This is a genomic window from Corallococcus caeni, from assembly GCF_036245865.1.
GTDB classification, from domain to species: Bacteria; Myxococcota; Myxococcia; order Myxococcales; family Myxococcaceae; genus Corallococcus; species Corallococcus caeni.
Genome location: NZ_BTTW01000006.1, coordinates 12,111 through 35,207, shown reverse-complemented (window position 1 = coordinate 35,207; position 23,097 = coordinate 12,111). Strand labels below are relative to the sequence as shown.

The window sequence follows — 23,097 nt, the reverse complement described above, 5'->3', positions numbered from 1 at the left end:
CCGGGCGAGGGGACAACCACTCTAGGGCTTGTTTCAGATGAACGCGATAAGCCGAAAGTCCAGGTGTCAGTGGAAATCCTGACGCAGCGCGCTGGCCGCCGACGTCACGTCAGCGCGTCCAGACCGCCCTCTCGTACGAAGCGTTCCAGGCGCTCCAGTGCTTCCGGCAGGTTGGCGCGTCCCAACCCCAACCGGAAGTGATTGCCCGGAAAGCCATACACGTCACCCGGCAACAGCAAGACACCCTCGCGGGTAATCAGTGACTCAGTGAAACGAGCCACCGGAATGTTTCGCAACAGACGGGGGAAGGCCACGCTGCCGGCGCGCGGGCGCACCCAGTGGAAGGTGTCCGCGTGGCGCGCGAAGAAGGCGTCCAGCAGCGCGAGGTTCGCGGTGAGCAGGCCGCGGCTGCGCTCCAGCACGCGCTCGCGGGCGCGCAGGGCGATGAGGGACAACAGCTCGCTGGGGGCGCTGTTGCAGAGCGAGGTGTAGTCCTTGAAGGCGCGGCAGCGCGCCAGCAGCGCCACGTCCCGGGTCGCGAGCCAGCCCACGCGCAGCCCCGCCAGGCCGAACGCCTTGGACATCACGCCCAGGCTCACGCCCTTGGGGAAGCACGACGCGGCGGGCGGCAGCGTGTCGTTCGCGTCGTACTCCAGCAGGCGGTACACCTCGTCGGAGAAGAGGTGGATGCCGCGCGCCTCGCACAGCGCGCACAGCTTCTGGAAGGTGGCGCGGTCCGGCAGCGAGCCCGTGGGGTTGTGCGGGAAGTTCACGACGACCATGCGCGTGTCGGGGCGCAGCGCCGCGGTGAGCGCGTCCAGGTCCAGCGCCCAGCCGTCCTCCTCGCGCAGCGGAAGCAGCGTCACGTCCGCGCCGGTGGCGCGCCCCACCTCGTACAGCGACTGGTAGCCCGGCCAGGTGACGACGGCGTGCGTGCCGGGGCCCAGCAGGACGTTCATCGTGACGAACAGGGCCTCCTGCGCGCCCGCGAAGGTGAGGACGTCCTCGGAGGACAGGCCCGGGTACATCCCGGCGATGGCCTGGCGCAGCGCGGGCAGGCCGGGCGTCTCCGTGTAGCCCAGCGTCAACCCGTCCCAGCGGGCGCGGTCCTCCGGCGACGCGAGCGCCAGCAGGTCCGCCATGCGCCAGCCCTCCACGTCGGAGGCGCACAGCAGGTAGGGCGCGGCGAACTCCCAGCGCGCGAAGTACCGCTCCAGGTCGAAGTCGGGGATGCGCATCACGTCCTCCATGCCGCCTGCCTGCCCACCGGGGGGTGGAGCGGGCCACCACACCTTGCCGGACAGGCGAGCGGACGGGCGCGCCGCCGGGAGCAGCCGGTGACGCATGCATAGCTTGAGTCACGTCCCGTTGAAGCGCTTTCCACTTCCCTTGAGGGAGCCCGCATGGCCTCGACGAAAATCCCGCTCACGCTCCTGGACCCGGATGGAGGGTGGGTGAACGCCCCCGTCCACGTCTCGGAGCTCGATGGACTGCCCGTCCTCTTGCATTTCTGGACCATGGACTGCGCGGACTGTGCCGCGCAGTTCGAAGCCGTGAACCAGTGGATCGTCGACTACGGGCCCAAGGGCCTGAAGGTCATTGGCGTGGACGTCACCCACTCCGAGACGGAGCTGCGGGACACCAACAAGGTGGAGGGCTTCGCGCGCGAGCACGGCCTGCGCTACCCCATCGCCATGGATGACGGCTCCATGGCCAAGGCCTACGGCGTGGACAAGCACCCCGCCTTCCTCCTCTTCGGCACGGATGGGCGGCTGAAGAACCGCATTGGCGGCAAGGACGCCCTGCGCCGCATGCGCGCGGAGCTCAAGAAGCTGCCCGGCCAGGAGCCGCCCGCGCTCCACGGCGAGGTGTCCCGCGAGCAGGAAGACCAGGTCGCGGCCTCCAATCCCTAGCGCCCGGCCCCACACCCCTTCCCTGGAGAGTCGCACCATGGCTGACCGACGACACACCGAGCGAAAGGGCTTCTCCCTGGGCGCGCTTGCCGCCGGGGTGGGGGCCGCCGTGGGGTTGACGCGCGCGCTCCGGCCGCGCTTCAGCTTCAAGGACAAGACGGTCGTCATCACCGGCGGCTCCCGGGGCCTGGGGCTGGTGATGGCGCGCATGCTGCTGAAGGAGGGCGCGCGCGTGGCCATCTGCGGCCGGGACGTCGAATCGCTCCAGCGCGCCCACGCGGACCTGGAGCGCATCGGCGGGCACGTGCTCTCCCTGCGCTGCGACGTGCGCGACCAGGTGCAGGTGGACGCGATGGTGGGCGCCGTCCACGAGCAGTGGGGCGCGGTGGACGTGCTCATCAACAACGCGGGCGTCATCATGGTGGGCCCGCTGGAGTCCATGACGCTGGAGGACTTCGAGGAGGCGGTGGACGTCCACCTGTGGGGGCCGCTGTACACGACGCTCGCGGTGGTGCCGGCCATGAAGGCGCGCGGCGAGGGCCGCATCCTCAACGTGTCCTCCATGGGCGGCAAGCTGAGCATCCCGCACCTGGTGCCGTACTCCGTGAGCAAGTTCGCGCTGGTGGGCCTGTCGGACGGGCTGCGCACGGAGCTGGCCCAGGACGGCATCCGCGTGACGACGGTGTGCCCGTCGCTCATCCGCACGGGCAGCCCGCGCAACGCGACCTTCAAGGGCGACCACGAGAAGGAGTACGCGTGGTTCCACGTGAGCAATTCGATGATGGGCGTGTCGATGAGCGCCGAGCGCGTGGCGCGAAAAATCATCGAGGCATGCCGCAGGGGTGACGCGGAGGCGCTGGTGGGCATGCCCGCGAAGCTGGGCGCGGTGGGCCGCGCCCTGGCGCCCAACCTCACCGCGGCCGTGCTGGACGCCATCAACCGGCGGCTGCCCCAGGACAGCACCCCGGAGCGCTACAAGGGCAGCCAGAGCGAGACGCCCCTCACCCGCTCCTGGCTCACGGAGATGAGCCGCCGCGCGGCGGAGCGCAACAACGAGAACGAGGTGTCCCTGCACTGACCTGCCAGGGACACCCGGTGGACGGCGGCTTCAGGCCTTGCCGTCCATCTCCGCCAGCTCCATGCGCCAGTGGCCGCGGTGCTCGTACGCCTGCGCCAGCTGGTCGTTGAGCGCGCCGAGCATCTTCACGTTCCCGTCCTGCTCGTAGCCCTTGAGGGCCTCCGCGCAGGCGGGCACGCGCGACAGGAACGTCTTGAGCGCGTCCAGGCCCAATTCCTTCACATACATCCCGTACCCCAGCTTCTCCAGATAGAGGGCGTTGAGCACCTGCTCGAACTGGCCTCCCACGGGGATGCTGAGCAGCGGCTTGTGCAGGTAGACGGCCTCGCTCATCAGCGTGAAGCCGCCGCCCGCCACCACCGCGCGCGCGGTGCGCAGGTCGTCGATGAAGCCCGCCTCGCTGAAGGGCCGGTAGGTGAGGTTGCCGTCCACCAGGTCCTCCTTCAGGTCGCGGCGCAGGCCATACACGCGGCACGGCACGCCGGACTGCTTGAGGATTTCGGGCAGGTGCGTGTTCGTCGTCGCCGTCTGGTACACGAGCAGGTGCTCACCGGCCTCCGGCTTCGCCGCCAGGATTTCCGGCCGCAGGATGGACGGCGCCAGCGTGGTGCGGCGCTTGCGCACCGGCGGGTAGAAGAACGTCGTGGTGAGGTAGTGGAAGGCCCCGGGCAGCTTCGCCTTCACGATGGCGCGCGAGGCCTCGAAGCTCTCCTCGTGGCCCGCGAGCAGCGCCGGGTCGTGCTGACAGCGGTTGATGATCTGCATGTTGTCCACGCTGATGACGGGCAACCGGTGGTTCTTCGCGAACAGGTAGCTGAACGTCTCGAAGTCGCTCACCACCACGTCCGGCTTGAAGCCCTCCACCAGGTCGAAGTACTGGCGCACGTTCTGCGGCCAGCCCGTCACGGCGCCCTTCAGGTTCTGCAGCACCGTCTGCCACTTCTTCACCGAGTTGCCTTCGTAGGCGATGGTGAGCCCCCAGATGCCGTGCACGTTCTGGAAGCGCTGGGCCAGGTAGTGCTGCGCCCGGCCGGACACCACGATGTGGACCTCGTGCTCCTTCGTCAGCGCCTCCAGCAGCACGCGTGAACGCGTGGCGTGGCCCATCCCTTCGCCGACGACCCCATACAGGATTCGCATGGTCCGGAAGCATACGCCCGGGACACCCTCCCCTGTCCCTTCCGGCCCGGGACGGTGCTACGCCTCCCGGTCCATGACCTCCCTGCCCACGCCCCGGGGTGCCTCCGTCCTGCGCGCCGCGGCGCTCGGGGGCGTGGCGGGCCTCATGCTGGGCGGACTGGGGCTGCTGGGCCTGGGCGTGAAGGCCGTGTTCGTCCCCGCGGACTGCACCGGCCTGTCCGCGCAGGAATGCCAGCTCAACCGGGAGACGGACCGCGACCTGGGCCGCCTACAGACGCTCTCCGGCGGTGCGCTCGTCGCCCTGGGCGCGGCCCTCTTCGCCCTCACCCGCCCGCGCCCACCCTCCGAGCCCCCTTCCGAGCCTCATGACCCCAGCGCTTGAGAGCCCAAGGATTTCGCCGCGCCGCGCAAGCAGCCGGGCGCCTTTTTCCTGTAGGTCATTTTCGCGCGCGGGGTAGGTCAACTAATTACCACTGGCCCGGCCATTAGGTTTGAGGGTAGGAGACGGCCCATGCAGCTCGAATCATTGAAGATGTTCTGTGACGTGGTCGAGACGGGCTCGTTCTCGCGCGCGGCGCAGCTCAATCACGTGACCCAGTCCGCGGTGAGCCAGCAGATCCGCGCGCTGGAGAACCGCTATGAGCAGAAGCTGCTCTCGCGCAGCGCGCGGCAGGTGACGCCCACGCCGGCGGGCGAGCGCCTGTTCCGGGGCTGCAAGGAGATCCTGGCGCGCTTCGCGGAGGTGGAGCAGGAGATCCGCGAGCAGGCCACGGAGGTCCAGGGCGCGACCACCGTGTCCACCATCTACTCGGTGGGTCTGCACGAGCTGAACGCGGTGCAGAAGCAGCTGCTCAAGACGCACCCCAAGGTCAACATGCGCCTGAACTACCGGCGCAATGATCAGGTCTACGACGACGTGATCCTGGGCGCGGCGGAGATTGGCATCGTGGCCTATCCGCAGCCGCGCGCGGGCGTGGACATCCTGCCGTTCCGCGACGACAAGCTGGCGGTGGTCTGCGCGCCCAACCACGCGTTCGCCAGCAAGGCGAAGGTGAGCATCACCGCGCTGTCGGGCGTGCCCTTCATCGCCTTCGACCGGGAGGCCCCCACGCGCAAGGCGCTGGACCGCCTGTTCCGCGAGAAGAACATCGACATCAATCCCGTGATGGAGATGGACAACGTGGAGACCATCAAGCGCGCGGTGGAGATGGGCCTGGGCGTGGCCATCCTCCCGCTCGCCACGGCCCACGCGGAGATCAAGAACAGCTCGCTGGTGGCGAAGCCCTTCGCCGAAGGGCCCGTGTCGCGCCCCATCGGCCTGCTCATCCGCAAGGGCAAGTACCTGGACCGCGCGTCCGCCGCGGTGCTGGAGGCCTTCAAGCAGGCCGCCCTGATTCCGCACGAGGACTGACGGCTCAGTAGAGCTTGCGCAGCCGGGCCGCGAAGAAGCCGTCGTAGCCCTCCGGCCCGGGCAGCGTGCGCAGCCAGGCCTGGGCGAGCGGCAGCTTGAGGCCGGGCAGCACGGGCGGCTCGGCCGTCCACTCCGGGTGGCTGCGCAGGAACATGTCCACCTGGTCCTGCCCCTCCTGCGGCTCCGGCGTGCAGACGGCGTAGACGAGCAGGCCCCCGGGCGGCACCGCCTCCTGGCAGTTCTCCAGGATGCGCCGCTGGAGCGTGGCCAGCCGGGCCACGTCCTCCTCCTTGCGGCGATAACGCAGCTCCGGGTGCCGGCGCAGCGTGCCCAGCCCAGAGCACGGCGCATCCACCACCACCGCGTGGAACTCGCCCCAGCTCTCCGGGAACGGCTCGGACGCGTCGTGCGCGTAGGCCTTCAGGCGGCCGGACAGCCCCAGCCGCTGGGCCTCCGCCTCGATCTTCCGCAGCTTGTTGGCGTGCAGGTCCACCGCGACGACGTCGTGCGTCTCCGCCTGGTGGCAGGCCTTGCCGCCCGGCGCCGCGCACGCGTCCAGCACGCGCGCGGACTCCGGGATGGCGCCGTAGACGCCCACGAGCTGCGCGGCCTCGTCCTGCACCTGCCACAGCCCCTCGGAGTAGCCGTACACGTCCTCCACGCGGCCCACGGGCGGCAGGATGATGCCCACGGGCGACGCGTCCGTGGCGCGCGCGTCCACGCCCACGTCCCGGAGCTGCGCGAGCAGCGCGTCGCGCGTCACCTTGGAGCTGTTGGCGCGCACGACGACGGCGGGCGGGAGGTTGTTGGCGACGAGCATTCCTTCCGCGCGCTCGCGGCCGAACTGGCGGATCCACCGCTCCACCAGCCAGCGCGGGTGGCTCTCGCGCACGGACAGGTACTCCACCGGGTCCGTCTGGGCGGGGAGCGGCGGCGAGGGCAGCTCCGACAGCTTGCGCAGGATGGCGTTGGTGAAGCCCGCCGCGCGCCCGAGCCCCACGTCCTTGAGGGCCTGGACGGTTTCGGCCACCGCGGCGCGCGCGGGCACGCGGGTGTGGAAGAGCTGGTAGGCGCCCACGCGCAGGGCGGCCAGGACCTTGTCCTCCAGCGCGTCCAGCTTGCGGTCCGCGAAGCGGGTGATGGCGTAGTCCAGCGCGAGCTGCCGGCGGGTGGTGCCGTAGGTCAGCTCGGTGACGAGCGCCGCGTCGCGGGGGTCCTTCGGCGGCGACTCCGACAGCACCGTGTCCAGCACCACGTTGAGGTAGGCATCCGTGGCGCGCACGCGCGACAGGATGTTGATGGCGAGGATACGGGCGTTCATCCTTCTTCCAGCCGGGTCATCAGGTCCACCAGTTGCGTGTCCGTCAGCCGCGTCGCGGGCAGATGGGACAGGGTGAGGCTCTGGAGGCTGTCCTCCAGCAGCTCGCGGTGGCCGCTCTCCGCCGGCTCACCACGCTGGACCTGCTGATACTTCGCGCGGGCCCAGGTGGCCAGCTCCGCTTCACTGAGCCGTCCGGCCAGCCGGTCCGCGATCTTCTGGCGCACCAGCGCCCGCGTGAGCAGGTCCGACGCGGGCGTGGCCCCGGCCTTCGCCGCGCGGCCCAGCGTCTTGCCCGCCTTGCCCTCCCCCTTCACGACGGTGGGCGTGGACTTGCGGCCCAGCGTCTTCAGCGGGCCTCCGGCCTCCACCGTGCGCCGGAGCGAGCGCGCGGGCGCGGCCAGCGGTGTGGGCTCCGGCGGGTCGGCCTTCTTGAGCGGGTGCACGCGGCCCACCAGCTTGGGCTTGGGGCGGGAGCCCTCGTCGTCTTCCGCGGAGGCGCCCTTCTTGCGGCGGCCCAGCGTCTTCACCGGCCCGGGGATGGCGGGGTGGAAGATGCCGCTCGCGAAGGTCTCCAGGGCCTGGATGTACGGGTCGAAGCCGTGCAGCCCCAGCACCTGCATGGCGCACGCCTCGGCCACCACGGACTCGCGCGCGGGCGGCTTGAGCAGCACCTCGATGGCGGGCAGCCCCACCGCCTCCAGCGCCTCCTTCAGCGCGTAGGACGTGAAGTAGCCCGCCGGGTTGATGAGGATGCCCTCCACGTTCTTGCGCTCGGCGTGGAGCGTGTCGATGAGGACGCCTTCGTGGTTGGACTGGACGATGGTCAGCTCCAGCCCCAGGTCCTTCGCCTTCGCGCGCAGGGCCGCGTCCAGGTCCGGCAGGCGGCCCCCCGCGACGTCCTCCCGCGCCCCCAGGAGGTTGAGGTTCGGCCCGTGCAACACCAGCAGCTTCATGCCCATCCGTGAGACTCCATCGCGCAAGGATTCCACATGGCGCTCGGGGGCGCGCTCACGACGTGAACGGCTGACTGCCCGGCTGCAATCTGTTTCCGGAGAGGAAGTCCGCCGCGCGCATCACCCGCTTGCCCTCCGGCTGGACCTCCAGGAAGACAACCGAGCCCTCGCCGCAGGCGACCTCGATGCCCTCCGGCCCCGCGGACAGCACCGTCCCGGGCTCACCCTTCCCCGCCGCCGGCTGCATCCGGTGCACCTTGAAGACCTTGCCACCCAGCAGCGTGTACGCGCCGGGCCACGGCGTGAAGGCGCGCAGGCGCCGGTCCAGCTCCACCGCCGGCTTCGTGAAGTCCAGCTTCCCGTTCTCCTTGTCGATGATGGGCGCCAGGACCATGCCTTCCGACGGCTGGGGCCGGGGCGTCAGCTCGCCGTTGAGGTAGCGCGGCAGGGACTCGCGCAGGACGTCGCCGCCCAGCGCGGACAGCTTCGCGTGCAGCGTGGCGCTCGTCTCGTCCGGCGCGATGGGCAGCCGCTTCATCGCCAGCACGGGGCCGGTGTCCAGCCCCTCGTCCATCACCATCAGGGACACGCCCGTCTCGCTGTCGCCGTGCGCGATGGCCCACTGGATGGGCGCGGCGCCCCGGAAGCGCGGCAGCAGCGAGGCGTGCACGTTCACGCAGCCCTTCACCGGAAGCGCCAGCAGGTCCTTGGGCAGGATCTTCCCGTACGCCGTCACCACGCAGACGTCGGGGGCGTACTGGCGCAGCTCCTCGGAGAACGGCGGCGTGCGCAGCTTCTGCGGCTGGAGCACGGGGATGCCCTTCTGAAGCGCGCGCTCCTTCACGGGCGGCGCGGTGACGGCGTTGCCCCGGCCCTTGGGCTTGTCCGGCTGGGTGACGACGGCCACGACGTCGCCCACGTCGAAGCAGGCCTCCAGCGAGGCCACGGCGAACTCGGGCGTGCCCATGAAGACGATGCGGGGTCGGCTGCTCATGTGAGGGAAATCTCTTGGGAGAAAGGGATGGGGGTCAGGCCACGGACTTGAACGTGGCGGGCGGCGCGGACGGGTCCACCGCCTGGCGCTTGCGCGTGCGCAGCGCCTCCAGCGTGGCCAGGGCCTCGCGGGACTCGGGCGTGGTGGCCACGTCCTTGAGGACGTCCAGGGCCTTCTCCAGCGCGAGCGCCTCGTCCGCCTCGCGCTGTCGGATGCGGTCCACCGCTTCGCTGAAGCGCGCGAAGAAGGCGCGCAGCTCGTCCTTGCGCCGCAGCGGGCGCAGGCGCGGGTAGCGGCCCGCCGCCAGCGCCGCGACGTAGAGGCTCATCACGTGGACGGGGCCCGCCACACGGTGCGTGAAGAGGAGCCCGAACAACCCGAGCGCGATGCCCAGGCCCACCGTGGCGACGCCGGTGAGCCACCAGAGCGTCTCCTCGCCTGACAGGCCGCCTTCGGCCGCCATGCGCTGCACCTGGTGGGCGAGCACGCCGAACAGCAGCATGCTCCCGGCGCCCATCCCCGTGAGCAGCAGGATGTATTTGAGCTGGAATTCCCGGTCGAGCAGGTACGTCCGGCGCATGATGGTCGGACGCGACGCGTTACGACTGTCTTCAGCAGGGGCCATGTCGTTGACCAGCGTACCCCAGGAGGTGGGGGAGGTTTGCGTCCTTCGTCAGGACAGGTCTACACCCGACGAAAGCCTGTCGTTCGGACGCAAAGGAGCCCCATGTCCCGCTCATTCGTCGCCCTGTCCCTGGCGGTGTCCTGCCTCGCCCTCGGAGGCTGCAAGAAGGAGGACCCCAAGACGCCGGAGTACTGGCAGTCCAGCCTGGAGGGGGCCAAGCGGCCCGACGACCGGGTGCGAGTGATTGAGTCGATGCGCACGTCGGGCAACGTCAACGAGCAGTTCCTGCCCTTCCTGCACGCGCGGCTGTCCTCGGAGCGCCGGCCGGAGGTGAAGGCGGCGGTGGCCCGGGCGCTGGGGGACCTGCACCACCCGACGTCGCTGGAGCCGCTGACGGCGGCGCTGGACCCCGGGGCGTCGGACACGTCCGAGCAGCAGGTGAACAAGGCGGTGGTGGGCGCGCTGGGGCGGATTGGAGACGCGCGCGCGGTGCCGTCGCTGGTGCCCCTCCTGCGCAGCAAGGACAACTACACGCGCATCGAGGCCATCCAGGTGCTGGGCGCGATGAAGGCGAAGCCGGCGGTGGAGCCGCTCATCCAGCTGGCCACGGACGAGGCCACGGAGCCGTTCCTCAACAAGAAGGCCATCGAGGCGCTGGGGCAGATTGGAGACCCTCGCGCGGTGCCGGCGCTGATGCGCACGCTGACGAAGGAGCGCCGGGGCGTGTCGTTCTACGTGGAGAGCAGCTTCGCGCTGTTCCAGCTGGGCGCGCCCGCGGCGGACGCGCTGTTGCCGGTGCTGGAGGGCAAGGACGCGGAGCTGCTCACGTGGGCGAAGGCGCAGGGCGTGAACCCGGCCAGCTATCCGATGAAGGCCGCGCAGGTGCTGGGCGACCTGCGGGAGAAGCGCGCGGTGCCGTCGCTCTTGAAGCAGCTGTCGTTCACGCACTCGGATCCGCAGATCCAAGCGCTGGTGCGGATGCAGGCGGCGGACGCGCTCGGGCGGATGCGGGCGCCGGAGGCGGTGAAGCCGCTCTCGGGGCTCGTGGGTGAGCAGGATCCCACGGTGCGGGATGCGTACGTGCGGGCGCTGACGCTGGTGGGCAGCCGGGACGCGCTCCCCGCGCTGGAGAAGGCGGCGGGCACCGGGGACTGGTACGCGCGGGAGATCGCGGTGAAGGGCATCGCGCTGCTGGGGGATGCGCGCGAGCAGCCGGTGCTGGCGAAGCTGGCGGCGGCGGAGCCGGCGCGCACGGCGGCGGACTGCAAGGAGACGGGCGAGGACGGCTGCAACGACCCGGCGGCGCTGGGCAAGAAGCGCGCGGACCAGGTGCAGGGGTATGGGGCGGTGCTGGAGGCGGCGCAGGCGTGCAACGGCGACGCGGGCTGCTGGTCGCAGCGGCTGCCCAAGGCGGACGCGGTGCTGTTGCAGCGCGCGGCGCTGGAGCTGGGGCGGCTGGGGGCCGCGGACCAGGGCCCGACGCTGGCCACCCGGCTCGCCGAGCGCGACACCGAGGCGCGCGCCACGGTCATCCAGGCGGTGGACTGGCTGGCGGACGCCCCCGGCGCGGCGAAGAAACTGCGCGAGGCGTCCCTGCCCGCGATGAAGAAGCAGTTGGAGGACGAGAAGGGCAACTCCAACTTCGTGCGCGTGAACGAAGACCTGCGCCGGCTGCTGGTCAAGCTGGAGCGGGCGTAGCGAGTCTCCAGGAAGCGTGAGGCGCGGAGGGCACGCGCTGGTGCCCTTCCGCGCAGGCAGCACCGGTCACGGTCGCACGGGCCTACCGTGCGACCGAAGCATCGCGGTGCTGGGACCCGCGCTCGTCGCGGTCGCGCGAGGCCTCGCCTCCGAGGGGGCAGTCACGCGGGAACAGGCGTGGCGCCATCCTCCGAGGCGCGCAGCGCGGGCGGCATGCGCTCCAAGGCGTGGTGGAGCACGCCCAGCTGGCGCACCAGCCGCGTCACCTGCGTGCGCGCCAGCGCGTCCGTGCCCTCCAGTCCCGGCACCTCGCGCTTGAGTGCGGACGGCACGCGCCGCGCCACCAGCGCCGCGGACAGCTCCCCCAGCGCGTCCGACGCGTAGCGCACCACCGGCTCCAGGTCCGACTCCGGATGCCAGGCGCGGCTCGCCGCCAGCGCCGTCACCGCCGCGGTGAAGCGCCTCGCGTAGGTGATCAACGCCATCCCCGGCTCCAGCTCCTTCGCCGGCCCCTTCCACTCGCTCAGCATCCGCTGGAACGACGCCTCCGCGGACAAGAGCGCCACGCCCACCTTGCGCCGGGCCTCCCGCAGCGCGGCCTCCGTGGGCACCGGCGTCCGCGCCACCGCGCGCAGGTAGTCCTGGTCCGCCTTCAGCACGCGGGCCACCTCCTCGGCGAAGCGCGCGTGCTCGGGGCTCGGCCAGAGCAGCCGGATGCCCACCAGCGCCAGCACGCCGCCCATCAGCGTGTTGAGGATGCGCACCCCCGCGAGCCCCCAGTCCCCGGTCTGCAGCTCCGCGAGCAGCACCAGCGCCGGCGCCAGCAGCACCTGGTAGACCGTGAAGTTCAGCGGCCGCACGCTCACCGACACGCAGACCAGCACCCCGATGGCCGCGAGCATCATCCAGTGCGCGGGCAGCACGTGCACCAGCCCCATGGCCAGCACGCTGCCCACGAACGTCCCCGCCACGCGCTGCAGCCCCTTCTCCGTCGTGAGCCCCGCGTACGGCTGCAACACGACAATCACCGTGATGGTCACCCAGTACCAGTGGTTGAGCCCCAGCCCCTCCGCCAGCGCCGTCGCCACCGTCGCGGTGAGCCCCAGCCGCAGCGCGTGCCGGAAGACCACCGACTCCGGCGTCAGGTGGTCGCGCAGCACCTTCCACCACGCGCGCCCCCGGCCCGGCTCCACCCCCAACAGCTTCGTGTCCCGCTCCGGCAGGGGCTCGCCGCCCTCCAGCCGGGACGCCACGTCCAGCGCCACCGCGCTGTACTCCCGCAGCCGTCCCAGCAGCCCCGCGACGTGCGAGTACTGCGAGCGCGCCGGCTCCGGCAGCCCTCCGTCCGCATGGAGCACCCGCATCACCCGCTCCGCGTCCCACGACGTCGGCACCGGCACCGAGCCCCGCGCCAGCGCCCCCACCACGCCCCGCAGGTCCACCGCCAGCGCCCCCAACGCGTGCTGCGCCTCGATGCGGGCCGCGCGGCACGCCCCCTGGCGCGGCGCCTCGTCCAGCGCCTCCGACATCGCCGTGAGCAAGAGCGACAGCGCGTCCGCGTCCTCCAGCAGCACCAGCAGGTGCTCGCCCCGGCCGCTCTCCTCCTGGCGCCCCTGGCGCGTGGCGCCCAGCGTCGCGCGCGCCGTCTCCAGCGCCTGCCGGATGCGCGCGGCCCGCCGCACCGCCTCCCACGTCCCCAGCCGCGAGGGCCCCTCCATGGGCCAGCCCGCCACCGCGTCCGCGACGTCCGCCAGCTCCTCGTAGCAGGCCGCGATGGCCAGCCGCGCCGGGCGGTACGGCCTGAGCGGCCACAGCACCAGCGCCAGGAACATGGACCACAGGCCGCCCGCGACGAAGTACGCCGCCTGCACCAGCGCCGCCTCCGGCCCGCGCTGCGGCAGGGCCAGCGACACCACGAACAGGTTCGCCAGCAGCATGCCCACGATGCCCGGCGTGTCGCCGTAGCTGCGCGCGAAGCCGCACGCCGTCACCCAGAAGAACGTCAGCGCCACGTCCACCCAGAGGGGACTGGGCAGCGCGATGATGAGCCCCACCAGGGCGCCCAGCACCGTCATGGCCCCCATGGCCCGCGCGCGCGTGCGGTACGGCCCGCCCTTGTCCACCAGCGCGACGAAGAGCCCCGCCATGCCCGCCCACGCCGCGGCCGGCCTGCCCAGGAGCGCGGAGACGATGAGCGGCACGCCCAGCGCCAGCGACGTGCGCAGCCCCGCGGCCACCGCGGGTCGGCCCGGCTGGAAGCGGAAGAGGCCCGCGACGTGGCGGGGCAGGTGTCCCCGGGCCGCACGCCCCCGGGGCGCCACCCAGCCCTCCGCCACCGGCTCGCCTCCGTCCCCGCGCATCCCCACGCCTTCCTCCCGTGAACGTCTCCCAGAGGAAGAAGATGGGGCGCGCGAGCGCCGGAATCCGCCCCTGCCGGCCCACAGGCAGGGCGAGCAGGCGGCCAGGGCACCAGCGACCGGCGGTGGGTGGACGGCCGTGCACAGGCAGGGTGAAAATGAACGGAAATACAACCCGGCGCACCTGCCTACCTACCGGTCGGGATGTGCTTCCGGGGCGGATGTAGGACGGAAACTTCATCAGTGAATTCATGAGGATGACCCCACTCATGACCGTGTAAGCAGCCACCCACACGCAACATCCGGACGGCTGACACGAGAATCAATTTGTCCGCTTCACCTTGCCCCGAAAGCCTCCCCCCCATGGCCCTGCGCACCGACCTCTCCAAGCCCGTTGTCGCCACCCAGAACCGCACGGACACGAAGCCCGTGAACACCGTGAAGCCCCAGGGCCCGGTGGGCATGAGCTCGCAGTCCAGCTTCAGCGCGGGCGCGCCCTCCAAGGCGAAGGCCACGGTGGCGCTGAACGGCGTGGGCCAGAAGCTGACGCCGGGCCCGGTGGACCTCTCCAGCCCCCAGGCGCAGCAGGCCGTGCAGCAGACGGTGGCGTACGTGAACCAGAAGAACCCGCAGCTGACGGGCATCACGGGCGGCACGTCGTTCGCGCCGCGCTCGGTGGAGCGCGACCAGCTGGGCATGACGCACGTGCGCATGGACCGCATGCACGAGGGCGTGAAGGTCGCGGGTGAGCAGGTCATCGGCCACCTGGACGCGAAGGGCCAGTTCGACAGCCTGACGGGCGACGTGTCCAACATCCCCGCGGGCCTGGGCAAGGCGCCCACGAAGCTCAACGCGAAGGACGCGCTGGCGGTGGCGCAGAAGGACTTCAACGGCGACACGTCCCGCGCCCCCACGGCGGAGAAGGTCATCGTGAAGGGCAAGGACGGCCAGTACCACGCCGCCTTCCACGTGACGCTCACCGACACGTCCGTGTCCAACGGCAAGGACCCGCGCTCGATGAACTACTTCATCGACGCGAACACCGGCGAGTCCCTCAAGCAGTACAACACCATCAGCCACCTGGACCGCACGACCAACGCCAGGCGCGCCGGCGGCACCTCCGGCACGCCGACGACGCCCACCCCGCCGACGACGCCCACCACGCCGGGCACCGGCCGCGTGGCGGACGACCAGACGATGTACAGCGGCAAGGTCGACATCCAGACGACGAAGAACAAGGACGGCACGTACTCGCTGGAGGACAAGACGCGCGGCAAGGGCATCGTGACGTACGACGCGAAGAACAAGGCGGAGGCGTCCGGCACCACGGGCTTCGTCGACAAGAACGACGTCTGGGGCGAGAAGACCGACCCGTCGCGCGCCGCCACCGCGGTGGACGCGCACTACGGCGCGGAGATGACCTACGACTTCTACAAGGACATCCTCGGCCGCGACTCCATCGACGGCAAGGGTGAGAAGCTCGTCTCCTACGTGCACACCGACGTGAACCTGGTGAACGCGTTCTGGGACGGCGAGAAGATGCAGTACGGCGACGGCGACGGGAAGGACTCCGGCCCGCTCACCACGCTGGACATCGCCGGCCACGAAATCAGCCACGGCCTCACCGAGCGCACCGCGGGCCTGGAGTACGAGGGCGAGTCCGGCGGCCTCAACGAGTCCTTCAGCGACATCATGGGCACCGGCGTGGAGTGGTACGCCAGCCAGAAGAACAGCGCGGTGAAGTTCGACTGGGCGGTGGGCGAGGACGCGTGGACGCCCAAGAACGGCGACAACACGGACGCCCTCCGCTACATGAACGACCCGACGTCGGATGGCTACTCCATCGACAACTACAAGAACTACCCGAAGCAGACGGAGGTCCACGGCTCCAGCGGCATCGCCAACAACGCCTTCTACCTGCTCACCGAGGGCGGCAAGAACAAGACGTCCGGCATCGAGGTGAAGGACGGCATCGGCATGGAGAAGAGCCTGAAGATCTTCGGCCGCGCGCTCACCACGTACATGACGCCGCAGACGAACTTCTCCCAGGCCCGCGCCGCCACCATCAAGGCCGCCACGGACCTGTACGGCAAGGACTCCACCGAGGCGAAGAAGGTCGCCGAGGCCTGGACCGCCGTCGGCGTGACCAAGTAGTCCGCTGAAGCCTTCAGGCCCGGATGGGAGCCTTCGCGCTCCCGTCCGGGCCTTCTTCGTTTCACTGCTTCGCCAGGGCCTCCTTCTGTTCGGCCTGGGTGTCACGCACGTGCTCCCCGGCGACGTCCACGGTCACCTGGTGGAGCATGCCGGTGAACTCGAAGGGCGCGGCGTAGCGCTGGCTCACGGCCGATTGCTCGTCCCGGCCGCACGTGAGCCCCTCCCCCAGGCTGAGGATGACCGGCATGGTGTCGTCAATGGTGCTCTGCGCCACCAGGTCCCCGTTGATGTAGAGCCTGCCGCGCCCCGGGGTGCCCTTCCCCGTGGCCGGCTGTGCCGCGCCGGTGGGCTCGAACTCGAACTTCAGCTCCGAGCGCCCCTCCGGCACGTCCACCGCCGACTCGATGTGGAACTCCCGCTCGCCGACGTAGTTGTAGACGTAGTGCAGCTTGCGGTCCTGGATGAAGAGCGTGTAGCCGCCGGTGAGGCCGCCGTGGCACAGCAGCACGCCCTCCGTGTCGGGCTTCACCTCCGCGTCGGCGGTGATGGTGTGCGGCCGGTTGAGCACGTGCACCGCCGCGGTCTCCGGCGCGGGTGACGTGTGCGGCCGGTACACGTAGCGCGTGCGGTCCCTCGTGAGCTGCGGGCGCTCCATGGCGAACACGGTGAGCGTGGGCGACGCCAGCGGGAACACCTGGTAGCGCCCGGCCTCCGCGTACCAGAGGGCGATCATCTCGATGAGCTTGCCCCGGTGCTCCTCCGCCACGTTCTTCGTCTCGGAGCAGTCTTCCGCCACGTGGTACAGCTCCCAGCCGTGCGCATCCAGCTCGCGCAGCCGGGCCTCGTCGAGCAGCGACTGGCCGAACGCCTCTCCGGCCTCCGTGAAGGACGGGCCGGGGAACGGGCACACCGCGCGCCAGCCGTCGTGGTAGATGGCGCGCGAGCTGAACATCTCGAAGTACTGCGTGCGGTGGCGGCTTTCGACGCTCCCGTCGTTGAACGTGTGCCGGAAGCTGACGCCTTCAATGGGTGACTGGGTGACGCCGCGGATCTCCAGGGGCGGCTCCAGGCCCAGGCAGTCCAGCACCGTGGGCACCATGTCGATGGCGTGCGCGTACTGCGTGCGCACCTCGCCCTTCGCCTGGATGCCCCGGGGCCAGTGGACGAGGAACGGGTCGGTGGTGCCGCCGCGGTACGTCTCCCGCTTCCAGCGGCGGAACGGCGTGTCCCCCGCCCAGGCCCAGCCCCACGGGTAGTGGTTGAAGTACTTCGGCCCGCCCAGGTCGTCCATCGCCGCCAGGTTCTGCTCCAGCGACTCCGGCGCGTTGTTGAAGAACTTCAGCTCGTTCACGGAGCCGTGCGGCCCGCCCTCCGCGCTGGCCCCGTTGTCGGACAGCACCATGATGAGCGTGTTGTCCAGTTCGCCCGTGTCCTCCAGGAACTGGAGCAGCCGCCCGATGTGGTGGTCCGTGTGCTCCAGGAAGCCCGCGAACACCTCCATCATCCGCGCGTAGAGGCGCTTCTCCTCCGGCGGCAGCGAGTCCCAGTCCTGCACGTCCGGGTCGTGCCGGGACAGCTGGGTGCCCTTCGGGAGCACGCCCAGCTCCAGCTGCTTCTGGAACACGCGCTGGCGGTAGGCGTCCCAGCCGTCGTCGAACTGACCCGCGTAGCCGTCCGCCCACTCGCGGGGGACGTGGTGGGGGGCGTGCATGGCGCCCGTGGCGAAGTAGAGGAAGAAGGGCTTGTCGGGCGCGACCTGCTTGGTGTCCGCGATGCAGTCGATGGCCCGGTCCACCAGGTCCGGGGTGAGGTGGTAGCCCTGCTCGGGCGTGCCGGGCGGCCGGATGGTGTGGTTGTCGTGGATGAGGTCCGGGTAGTACTGGTGCGTGTCCCCGCCCAGGAAGCCATAGAAGCGCTCGAAGCCGCGGCCCAGCGGCCAGCGCGAGTACGGCCCGGCGGCGCTCATCTGCTCCGCGGGGGTCAGGTGCCACTTGCCCAGCGCATAGGTGTTGTAGCCCGCACCCAGCAGCATCTCGGAGAGGAAGCCGTTCTCGAAGGGGATGGTGCCGTTGTAGCCGGGGTAGCCCAGCGACGTTTCGGTGATGGTGCCCATCCCGTTGGAGTGGTGGTTGCGGCCGGTGAGGACACACGAGCGCGTGGGCGAGCACAGCGCGGTGGTGTGCATGTTGTTGTAGAGCAGCCCGCCCTTCGCCAGCCGGTCCAGGTTCGGCGTGCGGATGGGCGAGCCGTAGCACCCCAGGTGTCCGAAGCCCGTGTCATCCAGGATGATGAACAGGACGTTGGGCGCGCCCGGCTTCGAGCGCAGGGGGGAAGGCCACGCGGGAGACGACTGCTCCCACGTGCGGCCGATGACGCCAGGGAAGGGACTGCCGGGCTTGTATTCCTTGAGGGACATGAGCGAGCGCGCCTCCACGCGGAGCGAAGTGTTCTCTTGCGTGAGGTGCATCGCCCGGGAGGACAATGAACCTGCCCTCCGGACGGAGCCGGGCGCTCACAGGCCCCGGCCGCCTCCCTCTTCACACCCCGCTCACGTCACCGGGAACGGGTTGCGCTCGTGGAACTGGCGCTGGTGGAAGTACGGGTACGGCCAGGGCACCGTGCTGGCGGCGTCCAGCGTGGCCACCTGCGCGGGCGTGAGGTTCCAGCCGACGGCGCCCAGGTTCTGGCGCAGCTGCTCCTCCGTGCGCGCGCCGATGATGACGTTGGACACCGTGGGCCGCTGGAGCACCCAGTTGAGCGCCACCTGCGGCACCGTCTTCCCGGTCTCCTGCGCCACGGCGTCCAGCGCGTCCACGACCTTGAAGAGGTACTCCTCCGGCACCTGCGGGCCGCCGGCCGCGGTGGCGGGGTTGTTCAGGCGGCTCAACTCCGGCTTCGGCGCGCCCCGGCGCAGCTTGCCCGTCAGCCGTCCCCAGCCCAGCGGGCTCCACACCACCGCGCCCACCTTCTGGTCCTGCGCGAGCGGCATCAGCTCCCACTCGTAGTCGCGGCCCACGAGCGAGTAGTAGGCCTGGTGGGCCACGTAGCGCGCCAGGTTGTAGCGCTCCGACACGGCCAGCGACTTCATCAGGTGCCAGCCGGAGAAGTTGGAGCAGCCGATGTAGCGGATCTTCCCCGCGCGCACGAAGCCGTCCAGCGTGTTGAGCACCTCCTCCACCGGCGTCACCGCGTCGAAGGCGTGGAGCTGGAACAGGTCGATGTAGTCCGTCTTCAGCCGGCGCAGCGCGGCCTCCACGGCGCGCGTGAGGTGGAAGCGCGAGGAGCCCACGTCGTTGGGCCCCGGGCCCGCGCGGAACGTGGCCTTGGTGGAGATGATGGCCTTGTCGCGCCGCCCCTCCAGCGCCTTGCCGAGGATCTCCTCCGCGAGCCCGGCGGAGTACCCGTCCGCGGAGTCGAACATGTTCACGCCCGCGTCCAGCGCGATGTCCACCAGCCGCGTGGCCTCCTTCACGTCGCTGGAGCCGAAGCCCTTGAAGAACTCCCCCGAGCCGCCGAACGTGCCCGTGCCCAGACTGAGGACGGGGACCTTGAAGCCAGAACCACCCAGCTGCCTGTATTCCATGACGTTCACCTCGTGACGAACCGGAGGAAGCAAAGGCGGCCCAGGTAACGGCCCGTGGCGCGGCGCGCAACCGTCGTTTCGCGACGTGCGTCGTGCTTGAAGCGGGACGGACGCGCGCCCATCATGCGCGCGCCTCCCCGGACGGGAAGGCAGGGGTCCAGGTCCCACGTGAGCACGTCCGCGCCACCCGCATCCGGCCGTCCCCCCGTCCTGCGGGCGCTGCGCTATCTGCGCCGCTACCGCCTGGAGGCGTTGGGGGCCCTGCTGTCGCTGCTGCTCGTCTCCGTGGCGAACCTGGGCGCGCCGCAGATGATCCGCATCGCCATCGACCAGGGGCTCGCGCGCGGAGAGGCGCGGCCCGTGTGGCTGGCGGTGGGAGGGCTGGTCGCCATCGCGCTGGGGCGCGGCCTGTTCAACTTCCTGCAGGGCTACCTGGCGGAGCGCGCCTCGCAGGGCGTGGCGTTCGACCTGCGCGACGCGCTCTTCGCGCGCATCCAGCGGCTGTCCTTCAGCTACTACGACCAGGCGCAGACGGGGCAGCTGCTCACGCGGCTGACCAGCGACGTGGAGGCGGTGCGCACCTTCGTGGGCAGCGGCGTCGTGCAGTTCGCCGCCGCGGCGGCGATGCTGGTGGGCTGCGCGGGGCTGCTGCTGTACCTGGATCCGGTGCTGGCGCTGGCGGCGCTGAGCTCCGTGCCGCCCATCCTGTGGGTGCTGCGCCGGTTCATGGGGCGGATGCGGCCGCTGTTCGGCCAGCTGCAGGCGCTGCTGGGCGTGCTCAACACCACGCTGCAGGAGGACCTGCGCGGGCTGCGCGTGGTGCGAGCCTTCTCCGGCGAGGCGCGGGAGCTGGAGCGCTACGGGAAGACCAACGCGGCGCTGAAGGAGAAGAACCTGCGGGTGGTGGACGCGCTGGCGGGCAACTTCCCCTTCGTCACCTTCTGCGCCAACCTGGGCACGCTGATGGTGGTGGGCGTGGGCGGCTGGCGCATCTTCCACCAGAAGCTGACGCTGGGAGAGCTGGTGGCCTTCAACAGCTACCTGGCCTTCCTGCTGATGCCCCTGATGACGCTGGGCTTCTTCGCGGCCAGCATGTCGCGAGCGGGCGCGTCCGCGCAGCGCGTCTTCGAATTGCTGGACACGGCGGTGGAGGTGGCGGACCGCCCGGGCGCATTTCCGCTGCCCCCGTTGCAGGGCCGCATCGAGCTGCGCGACGTGCGCTTCCGCTACGCGGGCAGTGACCGTGAAATCCTGCGCGGCGTGAGCGTGACGCTGGAGCCCGGGCAGCTGGTGGCGGTGCTGGGCACCACCGGCTCCGGCAAGAGCACGCTCATCAACCTGCTGCCGCGCTTCTACGACGTCACCGGGGGCGCGGTGCTGCTGGACGGGCATGACGTGCGGGACGTGACGCTCGCCAGCCTGCGCTCGCAGCTGGGCGTGGTGCTCCAGGACGCGCTGCTGTTCTCCGGCACGGTGCGGGACAACATCGCCTACGGGCGCCCGGAGGCCACGCAGGCCCAGGTGGAGGCCGCGGCCGAGGCGGCCCAGGCGGCGGAGTTCATCCGCGAGCTGCCCCAGGGCTACGACACGGTGGTGGGTGAGCGCGGCGTGGGGCTCTCCGGCGGACAGCGGCAGCGGCTGGCCATCGCGCGGGCGCTGCTCACCGACCCGCGCCTGCTCATCCTGGATGACAGCACGTCCGCGGTGGACGCGCGCACGGAGACCGCCATCCAGGGCGCGCTGGACGCGCTGATGCGGGACAAGCGCAGGACGGCGCTGGTCATCGCCCAGCGCATCAGCACCGTGCGGGACGCGGACCTCATCCTGGTGCTGGACGAGGGGCGCATCGCCGCCAAGGGGCGCCACGAGGAGCTGCGGGCCACCAGCGAGCTTTACAACGACATCCTCGGCTCGCAGCTGCTACCCCCGCGCGAAGGGGAGGTGGCATGAGGCGGCCGGGAAGCATCGAGGCCATGGCGGAGCTGGAGGCCGGCCGTGCGAAGCAGCGCGGCAAGGTGCTGCGCAGGCTCCTGGGAGAGCTGCGCCCGCACGCGCGCATGCTCGCCACGGCGTGGGGCTTCATCCTGGTGGGCGCGGCGTGCCAGGCCCTGGGGCCGTACCTGATGAGCCGCGCCATCGACCGCGACATCGGCGCGGGGGACGGTTGGGGGCTCCTGAAGACGCTGGGGCTGCTGCTCGGCGTCTACGTCGTGGGCACGCTGTCGCAGCAGGCGCAGACGTGGCGGGTGGGCTACGCGGGGCAGTACGTGCTGTCGGACCTGCGCCAGCGCCTCTTCGAGCGGCTCCAGCGGCTGCCGCTGTCGTGGTTCGACCGCCGCCCGCTGGGCGACCTGATGAGCCGCCTGCTCAGCGACGTGGACACGCTCAACCAGCTCTTCGCGCAGGGGCTGACGCAGCTGCTGGGGTCGATGCTGGGGCTGGTGGGCGTGCTCGTCGCGATGTTCGCGCTCAACGCGCGGCTGGCGCTGGCGTGCTTCTCGCTCATCCCCGCCATCGTGCTCACCACCTGGTTCTTCGCGTCGCGGGCGCGCAACGCCTACCGCAAGACGCGGCAGACGGTGGGCGACGTGACGGCGAACCTCCAGGAGGAGATTGGCGGCGTGCGGCAGGCGCAGGCGTTCAACCGCACGGAGAAGAACATCGAGCGCTTCCGCGACCGCAACGCGGCCAACCGCGACGCGAACGTGGCGGCGGTGGGCATCACGTCCGCGTTCTCGCCGGCCATCGACCTGCTCTCCACGCTGTCCACCGCGCTGGTGATTGGCTACGGCGGCGCGCTGGCGCTGGACGGGCACCTCACGGTGGGCGGCGTGGCGGCGTTCCTCATCTACGTGCAGCAGTTCTTCCGGCCGGTGCAACTGGCCGCGTCCGTGGCCGCGCTGATGCAGTCCGCGCTGGCGGGGGCGGAGCGCATCTACACCATCCTCGACGAGGCGACGGAGCCGCCGGACGTGCCCGGGGCGGTGGAGCTGGGACCGCTGAAGGGCGAGGTGGCGTTCGAGGGAGTGTCCTTCGGGTACGACCCCGCGCGGCCCGTGCTGCGCGACGTGTCCTTCCACCTGAAGCCCGGTCAGACATTGGCGCTGGTGGGACGCACGGGCGCGGGCAAGACGACGGTGGCCAGCCTGGTGCCGCGCTTCTACGACGCGACGGGGGGCGCGGTGCTGCTGGACGGACATGACGTGCGCCAGGTGTCGCGCGGCAGCCTGCGCCGGCAGATGGCCATGGTGCTCCAGGAGCCGTTCCTCTTCAGCGGGAAGGTGGCGGACAACATCGCCTACGGGAAGCAGGACGCCACCCGCGAGGAGGTGGAGGCGGCGGCGAAGGCGGTGCACGCGCACGACTTCATCACCCGGCTGCCGCAGGGCTACGACACGGTGCTGGGCGAAGGGGGCGCGACGCTCAGCCAGGGGCAGCGGCAGCTGCTCGCGTTCGCGCGAGCGGTCATCGCCAATCCGCGGGTGCTCATCCTCGACGAGGCGACGGCGAACATCGACACGCGCACGGAGGCGCTCATCCAGCAGGCGCTGGGGCAGCTGCTGTCGGGCCGCACGAGCATCGTCATCGCGCACCGGCTCAACACCATCCGCCACGCGGACCTCATCCTGGTGCTGGAGCACGGCGCCGTCGTCGAACGCGGCAACCACGCGGAGCTGCTCGCGAAGGGCGGGCTCTACGCGGAGCTGTACCACCAGCAGTTCCGGGACACGCCGGAGACGACGGCCAAGGCCCTGGGCTGAAGGAGCGCCGCCGGAGTGGCGCCTGCCTGCATCCCGCTTGCACGGCCGGCGGCCCTTCGTTACCCAGCGGCCGAGGGTGCGGCCCCGGCGGCGTGCGCTTCGCGTTGGC

General features: G+C 70.9%; 17 protein-coding genes. 8 read left to right on the top strand and 9 right to left on the bottom strand.

What is annotated here, in order from left to right; translation table 11 throughout:
* Window positions 1-104: 104 nt before the first annotated feature.
* A complete protein-coding gene (locus AABA78_RS24440; RefSeq protein WP_338267198.1) occupies window positions 105-1,238 on the bottom strand; it encodes an aminotransferase class I/II-fold pyridoxal phosphate-dependent enzyme in 1,134 nt (377 codons plus the stop codon).
* A 165-nt stretch (window positions 1,239-1,403) separates the two neighbouring features.
* Here AABA78_RS24440 and AABA78_RS24435 point away from each other — a divergent pair, with 165 nt between their 5' ends.
* Complete coding sequence (locus AABA78_RS24435; protein WP_338266291.1) at window positions 1,404-1,913, top strand: peroxiredoxin family protein; 510 nt, start codon at window positions 1,404-1,406, stop codon at window positions 1,911-1,913.
* A gap of 37 nt (window positions 1,914-1,950) precedes the next feature.
* Window positions 1,951-2,991 (top strand): SDR family NAD(P)-dependent oxidoreductase, encoded by a 1,041-nt coding sequence (locus AABA78_RS24430; RefSeq protein WP_338266290.1) that lies wholly within the window; start codon window positions 1,951-1,953, stop codon window positions 2,989-2,991.
* 30 nt (window positions 2,992-3,021) lie between these two features.
* Here the strand turns inward: AABA78_RS24430 and AABA78_RS24425 are convergent, their stop codons facing one another.
* A complete protein-coding gene (locus AABA78_RS24425; RefSeq protein ID WP_171421120.1) occupies window positions 3,022-4,131 on the bottom strand; it encodes an MJ1255/VC2487 family glycosyltransferase in 1,110 nt (369 codons plus the stop codon).
* 73 nt (window positions 4,132-4,204) lie between these two features.
* Here AABA78_RS24425 and AABA78_RS24420 point away from each other — a divergent pair, with 73 nt between their 5' ends.
* Together AABA78_RS24420 and AABA78_RS24415 are read left to right on the top strand one after the other, a co-directional pair.
* Entirely contained in the window at window positions 4,205-4,513 is a 309-nt protein-coding gene (locus AABA78_RS24420) for a hypothetical protein (RefSeq protein ID WP_338266288.1), read from the top strand.
* Between the two features lie 129 nt (window positions 4,514-4,642).
* Entirely contained in the window at window positions 4,643-5,542 is a 900-nt protein-coding gene (locus AABA78_RS24415; RefSeq protein ID WP_338266287.1) for a LysR family transcriptional regulator, read from the top strand.
* Between the two features lie 4 nt (window positions 5,543-5,546).
* Here the strand turns inward: AABA78_RS24415 and rsmB are convergent, their stop codons facing one another.
* From rsmB to AABA78_RS24395, 4 genes are read right to left on the bottom strand one after another with little or no spacing between them, the layout of a single operon-like run.
* The gene (gene rsmB / locus AABA78_RS24410; RefSeq protein ID WP_338266286.1) at window positions 5,547-6,863 is read right to left on the bottom strand and encodes a 16S rRNA (cytosine(967)-C(5))-methyltransferase RsmB; all 1,317 of its coding nucleotides are present in this window, start codon (window positions 6,861-6,863) and stop codon (window positions 5,547-5,549) included.
* A complete protein-coding gene (locus AABA78_RS24405) occupies window positions 6,860-7,822 on the bottom strand; it encodes a type II 3-dehydroquinate dehydratase (protein WP_338266285.1) in 963 nt (320 codons plus the stop codon). Before AABA78_RS24405 ends, rsmB begins: the two co-directional genes overlap by 4 nt.
* 49 nt (window positions 7,823-7,871) lie before the next feature.
* Window positions 7,872-8,810, bottom strand: coding sequence for a methionyl-tRNA formyltransferase (gene fmt / locus AABA78_RS24400; RefSeq protein WP_338266284.1), 939 nt, complete (start codon window positions 8,808-8,810; stop codon window positions 7,872-7,874).
* A 34-nt stretch (window positions 8,811-8,844) separates the two neighbouring features.
* Window positions 8,845-9,435, bottom strand: a complete 591-nt coding sequence (locus AABA78_RS24395; protein ID WP_171413835.1) for a signal protein — start codon at window positions 9,433-9,435, stop codon at window positions 8,845-8,847.
* 102 nt (window positions 9,436-9,537) lie between these two features.
* Here AABA78_RS24395 and AABA78_RS24390 point away from each other — a divergent pair, with 102 nt between their 5' ends.
* Entirely contained in the window at window positions 9,538-11,133 is a 1,596-nt protein-coding gene (locus AABA78_RS24390; RefSeq protein ID WP_338266283.1) for a HEAT repeat domain-containing protein, read from the top strand.
* Between the two features lie 161 nt (window positions 11,134-11,294).
* On the opposite strand, the gene AABA78_RS24385 is transcribed toward AABA78_RS24390, so the two are convergent.
* A complete protein-coding gene (locus AABA78_RS24385; protein ID WP_338266282.1) occupies window positions 11,295-13,493 on the bottom strand; it encodes an FUSC family protein in 2,199 nt (732 codons plus the stop codon).
* Window positions 13,494-13,853: 360 nt separating this feature from the next.
* Here AABA78_RS24385 and AABA78_RS24380 point away from each other — a divergent pair, with 360 nt between their 5' ends.
* Entirely contained in the window at window positions 13,854-15,644 is a 1,791-nt protein-coding gene (locus AABA78_RS24380; RefSeq protein ID WP_338266281.1) for a M4 family metallopeptidase, read from the top strand.
* Window positions 15,645-15,705: 61 nt separating this feature from the next.
* On the opposite strand, the gene AABA78_RS24375 is transcribed toward AABA78_RS24380, so the two are convergent.
* Window positions 15,706-18,060 (bottom strand): arylsulfatase, encoded by a 2,355-nt coding sequence (locus AABA78_RS24375; protein WP_338266279.1) that lies wholly within the window; start codon window positions 18,058-18,060, stop codon window positions 15,706-15,708.
* A gap of 132 nt (window positions 18,061-18,192) precedes the next feature.
* Entirely contained in the window at window positions 18,193-19,227 is a 1,035-nt protein-coding gene (locus tag AABA78_RS24370) for an aldo/keto reductase (protein WP_338266277.1), read from the bottom strand.
* 168 nt (window positions 19,228-19,395) lie between these two features.
* On the opposite strand from AABA78_RS24370, the gene AABA78_RS24365 reads away from it, so the two are divergent.
* Window positions 19,396-21,177: an ABC transporter ATP-binding protein gene (locus AABA78_RS24365; RefSeq protein WP_338266275.1), complete on the top strand. Its 1,782-nt coding sequence runs from the start codon at window positions 19,396-19,398 to the stop codon at window positions 21,175-21,177.
* Window positions 21,174-22,988, top strand: a complete 1,815-nt coding sequence (locus AABA78_RS24360) for an ABC transporter ATP-binding protein (RefSeq protein ID WP_338266273.1) — start codon at window positions 21,174-21,176, stop codon at window positions 22,986-22,988. Before AABA78_RS24365 ends, AABA78_RS24360 begins: the two co-directional genes overlap by 4 nt.
* The last annotated feature ends 109 nt before the right edge of the window (window positions 22,989-23,097 follow it).

What these genes read in the sequence shown, in the direction of transcription:
- rsmB (WP_338266286.1), bottom strand. Translation starts at nt 6,863, where the DNA reads ATGAACGCCCGTATCCTCGCCATCAACATCCTGTCGCGCGTGCGCGCC.
- AABA78_RS24390 (WP_338266283.1), top strand. Translation starts at nt 9,538, where the DNA reads ATGTCCCGCTCATTCGTCGCCCTGTCCCTGGCGGTGTCCTGCCTCGCC.
- AABA78_RS24385 (WP_338266282.1), bottom strand. Translation starts at nt 13,493, where the DNA reads ATGCGCGGGGACGGAGGCGAGCCGGTGGCGGAGGGCTGGGTGGCGCCC.
- AABA78_RS24405 (WP_338266285.1), bottom strand. Translation starts at nt 7,822, where the DNA reads ATGGGCATGAAGCTGCTGGTGTTGCACGGGCCGAACCTCAACCTCCTG.
- AABA78_RS24380 (WP_338266281.1), top strand. Translation starts at nt 13,854, where the DNA reads ATGGCCCTGCGCACCGACCTCTCCAAGCCCGTTGTCGCCACCCAGAAC.
- AABA78_RS24435 (WP_338266291.1), top strand. Translation starts at nt 1,404, where the DNA reads ATGGCCTCGACGAAAATCCCGCTCACGCTCCTGGACCCGGATGGAGGG.
- AABA78_RS24360 (WP_338266273.1), top strand. Translation starts at nt 21,174, where the DNA reads ATGAGGCGGCCGGGAAGCATCGAGGCCATGGCGGAGCTGGAGGCCGGC.
- AABA78_RS24420 (WP_338266288.1), top strand. Translation starts at nt 4,205, where the DNA reads ATGACCTCCCTGCCCACGCCCCGGGGTGCCTCCGTCCTGCGCGCCGCG.
- AABA78_RS24425 (WP_171421120.1), bottom strand. Translation starts at nt 4,131, where the DNA reads ATGCGAATCCTGTATGGGGTCGTCGGCGAAGGGATGGGCCACGCCACG.
- AABA78_RS24430 (WP_338266290.1), top strand. Translation starts at nt 1,951, where the DNA reads ATGGCTGACCGACGACACACCGAGCGAAAGGGCTTCTCCCTGGGCGCG.
- AABA78_RS24370 (WP_338266277.1), bottom strand. Translation starts at nt 19,227, where the DNA reads ATGGAATACAGGCAGCTGGGTGGTTCTGGCTTCAAGGTCCCCGTCCTC.
- AABA78_RS24415 (WP_338266287.1), top strand. Translation starts at nt 4,643, where the DNA reads ATGCAGCTCGAATCATTGAAGATGTTCTGTGACGTGGTCGAGACGGGC.
- AABA78_RS24395 (WP_171413835.1), bottom strand. Translation starts at nt 9,435, where the DNA reads ATGGCCCCTGCTGAAGACAGTCGTAACGCGTCGCGTCCGACCATCATG.
- AABA78_RS24375 (WP_338266279.1), bottom strand. Translation starts at nt 18,060, where the DNA reads ATGTCCCTCAAGGAATACAAGCCCGGCAGTCCCTTCCCTGGCGTCATC.
- fmt (WP_338266284.1), bottom strand. Translation starts at nt 8,810, where the DNA reads ATGAGCAGCCGACCCCGCATCGTCTTCATGGGCACGCCCGAGTTCGCC.
- AABA78_RS24440 (WP_338267198.1), bottom strand. Translation starts at nt 1,238, where the DNA reads ATGCGCATCCCCGACTTCGACCTGGAGCGGTACTTCGCGCGCTGGGAG.